Raw genomic sequence first — 6,379 nt, forward strand, 5'->3', positions numbered from 1 at the left:
GTTTCTTGGGGCAATCAGTTATCAGGGCTGGTTGTTCTGAGCCTTGAGCAGATCGCGAATCTCTTCCAGCAGCTCTTCTTCCTTGGTCGGAACCGGCGGCAGGGTTGGCGCAACGGCCTCTTCGCGTTTCAAACGGTTGATGGCCTTGACGCCCATGAAGATCGCGAAGGCGACGATGATGAAGTCGATCAAGCTCTGGATGAACTTACCGTAGGCCAGCATCACCGCGGGGACATCACCGTTGGCAGCCTTGAGCGTAATGGCCAGGTCACTGAAGTCCACCCCTCCGATCAGCAAGCCGATTGGCGGCATCACCACGTCGCCGACAAACGACGAAACGATTTTGCCGAAGGCCGCGCCGATGATGATACCCACGGCCATGTCGACCACATTACCTTTGACCGCGAAGGCCTTGAACTCACTTATCACGCCCATAGGTTATTTCCTTGTTACAGATGAGGTTGGTGAACGCAGTGTAAATCAGCAAAACGGCTCATGCTCGAAACACCGTCCTTACAATGCTCGCTCTTATCGACACATCTTCCGGCAATTAGTTTGCCAAGTGCCACCAGTCGCGCGCGATTACCCGCTCTAGACCGGGCTTTCCAGAACCTTTTCGCTATCGGCTCGGTACGGGATTTCTATTTATGTTTTGGCCGTTGGGTCACTAGCCTCTGAGGGGCGCACCTGGATGCGCCTTATAAAATCAGAGGAAACTTCCATGACAACTCCCCTCGGCCTCGGGGCTTTTCCCTTTCGTCGTACGTTTGGCGTTCTGACCGCCAGCCTGCTGTCCTTCTCCGTCAGCGCGGCGATGTTGACCCGCGATAACGGCGCCGCCGTCGGCGACAACCAGAACTCGCAAACCGCTGGCGCGACCGGGCCGGTGCTGTTGCAAGACGTACAACTGATCCAGAAACTCCAGCGTTTTGACCGTGAACGCATCCCCGAACGCGTGGTGCATGCCCGTGGCACCGGCGCCCATGGCACGTTCACCGTGACCGACGACCTCAGTGACCTGACCAAGGCCAAGGTATTTGCCGGCGGCCAGAGCACGCCGGTATTTGTGCGTTTTTCCGCTGTGGTCCATGGCAACCATTCGCCGGAAACCTTGCGTGATCCGCGGGGGTTCGCCACCAAGTTCTACACCGCAGACGGCAACTGGGACCTGGTCGGCAATAATTTTCCGACCTTCTTCATCCGTGACGCGATCAAGTTTCCAGACATGGTCCACGCCTTCAAGCCGGACCCGCGCACCAACCTTGACGACGATTCCCGTCGCTTCGACTTTTTCTCCCATGTTCCGGAAGCCATTCGTACTTTGACCGAGTTGTATTCCAACTCCGGTACGCCAGCCAGTTATCGGGAGATGGATGGCAATGGTGTGCATGCCTACAAGTTAGTTAACGCCAACGGCGATGTGCATTATGTAAAGTTTCACTGGAAAAGTTTGCAGGGGGTAAAGAATCTCGAGCCCAAAGAAGTTACTCGTGTTCAAGGTCAAGACTACAGTCACATGACTAACGACTTGGTTTCACATATTAACAAGGGTGACTTTCCGAAATGGGACTTGTACATCCAGGTTCTAAATCCACAAGACTTGTCCAAGTTTGATTTCGATCCATTGGACGCGACCAAAATCTGGCCAGGTGTGCCAGAGCGGAAAGTTGGACAAATGGTGTTGAACCGTAATCCGGCGAATGTTTTCCAGGAAACCGAACAAGTGGCCATGGCTCCGGCCAATTTAGTGCCGGGTATCGAACCTTCGGAAGATCGCTTATTGCAAGGACGAGTGTTCTCGTATGCCGATACTCAACTGTATCGCCTGGGGGCCAACGCTTTGCAGTTGCCGATCAACGCACCGAAGGTTGCCGTGAACAACGGTAATCAGGATGGCGCAATGAATACCGGCGCCAGCAATACGGGCGTGAATTACCAGCCGAGTCGTCTGCTGCCACGTGAAGAGCCGCAAACCGCGCGTTACAGCCAGTCGGCCCTGTCGGGCAGCACGCAGCAGGTGAAGATTCAACGTGAGCAGAACTTCAAGCAGGCCGGCGATCTGTATCGCTCGTTCAACCAAAAGGAACGTCAGGACCTGATCGACAGCTTCGGTGGCTCCCTGGCCACCACCGATGATGAGAGCAAGCACATCATCCTGTCCTTCCTTTACAAGGCCGATCCGGAATACGGGACCGGGGTGGCCAAAGTAGCCAAGGGTGATCTGGCTCGGGTCAAGGCGCTGGCGGCCAAACTGGTCGACTGATCCATCCGCCTGAAGCGGGGCCTCATGTGAGGTCCCGTCTGATCAAGGAGTTCCGCCATGCGTTTTTATCTTTCTGTGTTTCTGGCGTGCTGGTCGCTCAGTGTGTTCGCGGGGCCTGATGTGCAAGCTTCGAAGAACCCCCAGGCGCTGAAAGCCCAATTGCAGGATTACTATTTCGATGCCGCTCGACGCGGTGATGTGCCCATGCTCGATACCTTCATCGAGGCCGGCTATTCCCTCGATACCCGCGACAGCAAGGGTTATACCGCACTGATTCTGGCCGCCTATCACGGCCAGAGCGCCGCAGTGGAGCGCTTGCTTGCTGCCGGGGCAGACGCCTGTGCTCAGGATCAACGTGGCAACACGGCGTTGATGGGCGCGATTTTCAAAGGCGAAGTACAAATCGCCACGACCTTGCTGGCCGCCCATTGCAGTCCCGACCAACGCAATGGCGCGGGGCAGACTGCCGCGATGTACGCCGGCTTGTTCAAGCGCGTCGAGTTGCTGGATGCACTCAAAGCCCAAGGGGCGGACATGAACGCCGAAGATCCGCTGGGCAACAGTGCCGCGCGTCTGGCCAGCGGAGAAATCCGCACAGCGGCGCCGCGCTGATCCGCGCCAGCTGAGCTATCATCGCGGTTTTTGCCGGGAGTTCAGATGGCCAAGGCCAAGCGCATGTACGGCTGCACCGAGTGTGGTTCAACCTTCCCCAAGTGGGCCGGCCAGTGCGGTGAATGCGGGGCCTGGAACACGCTGACCGAAACCATGGTCGAGAGCGGCGGCGCCGCAGCCCCCAGTGGTCGCACCGGTTGGACCGGCCAGCAGGCGCAGATCAAGACCCTGGCCGAAGTCAGCGTTGAAGAGATTCCGCGTTTCTCCACGGCGTCCAGCGAGCTGGATCGCGTTCTGGGCGGCGGCTTGGTGGATGGCTCAGTGGTGTTGATCGGTGGTGATCCCGGCATCGGCAAGTCGACCATTTTGTTGCAAACCTTGTGCAACCTCGCCAAGAGCATGCCGGCGCTGTATGTCACCGGCGAAGAGTCCCAGCAACAAGTGGCCATGCGCGCCCGGCGCTTGGGCTTGCCTCAGGATCAGCTGCGGGTGATGACCGAAACCTGCATCGAAACCATCATCGCCACCGCCCGGCAGGAAAAGCCCAAGGTAATGGTGATCGACTCGATTCAGACTATTTTCACCGAGCAACTGCAATCGGCACCGGGTGGCGTCTCCCAGGTGCGCGAAAGTGCAGCGTTGCTGGTGCGTTACGCCAAACAAAGCGGCACGGCGATTTTCCTCGTGGGCCATGTCACCAAAGAAGGCGCGCTGGCTGGCCCTCGAGTACTGGAACATATGGTCGACACCGTTCTGTACTTCGAAGGCGAATCCGATGGGCGCCTGCGTCTGTTGCGGGCGGTGAAAAACCGTTTTGGCGCGGTGAATGAGTTGGGCGTGTTCGGCATGACCGACAAGGGCCTGAAAGAAGTCTCTAACCCTTCGGCGATTTTTCTGACCCGCGCCCAGGAAGAAGTCCCGGGCAGTGTGGTCATGGCCACGTGGGAAGGTACCCGGCCGATGCTGGTGGAAGTCCAGGCGTTGGTGGACGACAGCCATCTGGCCAATCCACGCCGGGTAACGCTCGGTCTGGATCAGAATCGTTTGGCCATGTTGTTGGCGGTTTTGCATCGCCATGGCGGTATTCCGACTCACGATCAGGACGTGTTCCTCAACGTGGTCGGTGGGGTGAAGGTGCTGGAAACAGCATCTGACCTGGCCCTGATGGCGGCGGTCATGTCCAGTTTGCGCAACCGACCGCTGCCCCATGATCTGCTGGTGTTCGGCGAAGTCGGTTTGTCGGGTGAAGTGCGCCCGGTGCCGAGTGGGCAGGAACGCTTGAAAGAGGCGGCCAAGCACGGCTTCAAGCGCGCAATCGTGCCCAAGGGTAACGCGCCGAAAGAGGCGCCGCCGGGATTGCAGATTATTGCTGTGACGCGTCTGGAACAGGCGCTCGACGCACTGTTTGAATAACTGGTAAACCAGACACGAACCCTGTGGGAGCGAGCCTGCTCGCGATAGCGGTATGTCAGTCGACTTAAATGTTGAATGTTAGACCGCATTCGCGAGCAGGCTCGCTCCCACATTAGAATGGGATTGGCCTTCAGATTTCGATGAGTGCGCCCAGTTCACGCTCCAGCTCTTGCGGATCGCCCAGGTTGAACTCGATCAACCGCCGCAGGCGTTCAATCGATTCCAGGCTGATGTGTTTGCAGACAAACCCGAGTTGACCATGGTCATCGTGGGTCAACATCACATCCATCTTGATCTCGACGTCTTCGTTAAGGTGGATATCAACCAGGAAATGCCAGTCTGGATTACCCAGCCACGGCTCGGGCTTCTCGATAAGCAGGCCCTTGAGTGACAGGTCAATCAACTTCACCGGCCAGATGAATTCCCCTTGGCACAGCTCGGTTCGGGCATCGAACGCAATACGTTTGAAGCGGCGACGATCAGCAGGGTAGTCACTCATGGCGCAATCCTCTGAATGTCCGCTGACTATAGACCCGCATTGTTAAAGTCTGCCAGCAAGACAGGGGCCAGATCAATGTTGGGGGTGGTCTTTGAGGCCAGTAGCGCTAAACTCGGGATGGCTGTCTTTCTTGTCCACTCTGGCTGGAATCATAAAATGAAAAATAATAATAGCCTGCTACGCCACTTACCCTGGCTGCTGCTGGCAATCCTGGGAGCGTGCGCCCTGGGGGTAGTGGCATTGCGCCGAGGCGAGGCGATCAACGCCTTGTGGATTGTGGTCGCCGCCGTGGCCATTTATCTGGTCGCGTACCGCTACTACAGCCTGTTCATCGCTAACAATGTGATGCAACTCGATCCGCGTCGGGCTACACCTGCCGTGCTCAACAATGACGGTCTGGACTATGTGCCGACCAACAAACACATTCTCTTCGGCCACCACTTCGCAGCCATCGCTGGCGCAGGGCCTCTGGTCGGTCCGGTCTTGGCGGCGCAGATGGGCTATCTGCCTGGTACGCTGTGGCTGATTGCCGGCGTGGTGCTGGCCGGTGCGGTTCAGGACTTCATGGTCCTGTTCATGTCCACCCGCCGCAACGGTCGTTCCCTGGGCGATATGGTCCGTGAAGAAATGGGCCGCATCCCGGGGACCATCGCGCTGTTTGGCTGCTTCCTGATCATGATCATCATCCTCGCGGTGCTGGCGCTGATCGTGGTCAAGGCCCTGGCCGAAAGCCCTTGGGGCATTTTCACGGTGATGGCAACCATCCCGATCGCGATGTTCATGGGCATTTACATGCGCTACATCCGCCCGGGTCGCATCGGTGAAATCTCGGTGATCGGCGTGGCGTTGCTGCTGGGTTCGATCTGGCTGGGCGGGCAGATTGCCGCTGATCCATTCTGGGCCAAGGCGTTCAGCTTCACCGGGCTCCAGATCACCTGGATGCTGATCGGCTACGGTTTTGTCGCGGCAGTCCTGCCGGTGTGGCTGATCCTGGCGCCGCGTGACTACCTGTCGACCTTCCTTAAAATCGGCACCATCGTTGCGCTGGCGATCGGCATTCTGATCACCATGCCCGAGCTGAAAATGCCGGCATTGACCCAGTTCATCGACGGCACCGGGCCGGTGTGGAAGGGTGGGTTGTTCCCGTTCCTGTTCATCACCATTGCCTGTGGCGCGGTGTCGGGTTTCCACGCACTGATTGCCTCCGGCACCACGCCGAAGTTGCTGGATAACGAGGTGAACGCCCGTTACATCGGTTACGGCGGCATGCTGATGGAGTCCTTCGTGGCGATCATGGCGATGGTTGCCGCTTCGGTGATCGAGCCAGGCGTGTACTTCGCCATGAACAGCCCGGCGGCGGTCGTCGGCGGTGACGTGGTGGCTGTCGCACAAGCTGTCAGCGGCTGGGGTTTCGCAATAACCCCGGAAGCGCTGCAAGCGGTGGCCAAGGACATTGGTGAAACCACCATCCTGGCTCGTGCCGGTGGTGCGCCGACCCTGGCGGTCGGTATCGCGCAGATCCTGCACAGTGTGCTGCCGGGTGAAAACACCATGGCGTTCTGGTACCACTTCGCAATCCTGTTCGAAGCGCT

The 6,379-nt window shown here is 58.2% G+C and carries 6 protein-coding genes; 4 read left to right on the top strand and 2 right to left on the bottom strand.

All coding sequences use genetic code 11. The features are described 5' to 3' along the window. Positions 1-21: 21 nt before the first annotated feature. A complete protein-coding gene (mscL, locus tag BK662_RS17910) occupies positions 22-435 on the bottom strand; it encodes a large-conductance mechanosensitive channel protein MscL (protein WP_007895273.1) in 414 nt (137 codons plus the stop codon). Positions 436-721: 286 nt separating this feature from the next. Between mscL and katB the strand changes: the two genes are divergently transcribed. From katB to radA, 3 genes are read left to right on the top strand one after another with little or no spacing between them, the layout of a single operon-like run. Continuing rightward, positions 722-2,263, top strand: coding sequence for a catalase KatB (gene katB / locus BK662_RS17915; RefSeq protein WP_123359146.1), 1,542 nt, complete (start codon positions 722-724; stop codon positions 2,261-2,263). Between the two features lie 57 nt (positions 2,264-2,320). Then, positions 2,321-2,875: an ankyrin repeat domain-containing protein gene (locus tag BK662_RS17920; RefSeq protein WP_123359147.1), complete on the top strand. Its 555-nt coding sequence runs from the start codon at positions 2,321-2,323 to the stop codon at positions 2,873-2,875. A 45-nt stretch (positions 2,876-2,920) separates the two neighbouring features. Beyond that, positions 2,921-4,288 carry a DNA repair protein RadA gene (gene radA, locus BK662_RS17925; protein WP_007937264.1) on the top strand — a complete coding sequence of 456 codons (1,368 nt, stop codon included), beginning with the start codon at positions 2,921-2,923 and terminating at the stop codon, positions 4,286-4,288. Positions 4,289-4,418: 130 nt separating this feature from the next. Here radA and BK662_RS17930 read toward each other — a convergent pair whose 3' ends face one another. After that, entirely contained in the window at positions 4,419-4,787 is a 369-nt protein-coding gene (locus tag BK662_RS17930) for a PilZ domain-containing protein (protein ID WP_123359148.1), read from the bottom strand. Between the two features lie 156 nt (positions 4,788-4,943). Between BK662_RS17930 and BK662_RS17935 the strand changes: the two genes are divergently transcribed. Beyond that, a partial coding sequence (locus BK662_RS17935) for a carbon starvation CstA family protein (protein WP_123359149.1) occupies positions 4,944-6,379 on the top strand: 1,436 nt, incomplete at its 3' end.

The organism is Pseudomonas frederiksbergensis, assembly GCF_003732275.1.
In the GTDB taxonomy this organism is placed as follows: domain Bacteria; phylum Pseudomonadota; class Gammaproteobacteria; order Pseudomonadales; family Pseudomonadaceae; genus Aquipseudomonas; species Aquipseudomonas frederiksbergensis_H.

Bases quoted from the DNA above. Each gene is read 5' to 3' on its own strand.
- katB (WP_123359146.1), top strand. From the start codon at position 722: ATGACAACTCCCCTCGGCCTCGGGGCTTTTCCCTTTCGTCGTACGTTT.
- radA (WP_007937264.1), top strand. From the start codon at position 2,921: ATGGCCAAGGCCAAGCGCATGTACGGCTGCACCGAGTGTGGTTCAACC.
- mscL (WP_007895273.1), bottom strand. From the start codon at position 435: ATGGGCGTGATAAGTGAGTTCAAGGCCTTCGCGGTCAAAGGTAATGTG.
- BK662_RS17930 (WP_123359148.1), bottom strand. From the start codon at position 4,787: ATGAGTGACTACCCTGCTGATCGTCGCCGCTTCAAACGTATTGCGTTC.
- BK662_RS17920 (WP_123359147.1), top strand. From the start codon at position 2,321: ATGCGTTTTTATCTTTCTGTGTTTCTGGCGTGCTGGTCGCTCAGTGTG.